1 protein-coding gene is annotated in these 738 nt (G+C 66.3%); it reads left to right on the top strand.

Features of this window, described 5'->3' with window-relative positions:
- Positions 1-738: ISL3 family transposase (locus HMPREF3086_RS14085; RefSeq protein ID WP_141764100.1), on the top strand; the 738-nt coding region annotated here is incomplete at both ends.

Raw genomic sequence — 738 nt, 5'->3', positions numbered from 1 at the left:
CGGCGACGGTTCCTCTTCGTTCGTCACCGTGCTGGTCGACCTCACACCGGTCGTGGACGGCGCCGGCCCGTCTCGGCTGCTGGACATGGTCCCGGGCCGTTCAGCGAAGGTGCTCACCGAGTGGCTCGATGCCCGTGACCAAATGTTTCGAGACCGCGTCAAGGTGGTGACGATGGACGGGTTCGCCGGATACCACACCGCCGCCGCCAAAGCCGTCCCCGAGGCACGGACGGTGATGGACCCGTTCCACGTCGTCCATCTGGCCGCCGACAAGCTCACCTTGTGCCGACAACGAATACAGCAGACCACCACCGGACATCGGGGCCGCACCGGCGACCCCCTGTACGGGATCCGCCGCATCCTGCGCACCCGCGCTGAGCTGCTCACCGACAAGCAGAAAGCTCGCCTGTTCAAGGCGTTCGTCGCCCACGACGCCCACGTCGCGGTGGAGGTCACCTACCGCGTCTACCAGGGGCTGATCAACGCCTACGAGCAGCCGCGGCGAAGGGACGGAAAGATCGCGATGTACAAGCTCCTCAAGTCCATCCGGACTGGCGTGCCGAAGCACCTCACCGAGTTGGCGCAGCTCGGCCGGTCCCTGTGGAAGCGGCACCGAGAGATCCTGGCCTACTTCGACGTGGGCGCTTCCAACGGGCCGGTCGAGGCCATCAACGGACGCCTCGAGCACCTCCGCGGAATCGCCCTCGGCTTCCGGAACCTCAAGCACTACATCTTGCG

This window comes from Dietzia sp. HMSC21D01 (assembly GCF_001815995.1).
Taxonomy (GTDB): Bacteria; Actinomycetota; Actinomycetes; order Mycobacteriales; family Mycobacteriaceae; genus Dietzia; species Dietzia cinnamea.
This window is presented reverse-complemented; position numbering and strand designations above follow the sequence as displayed.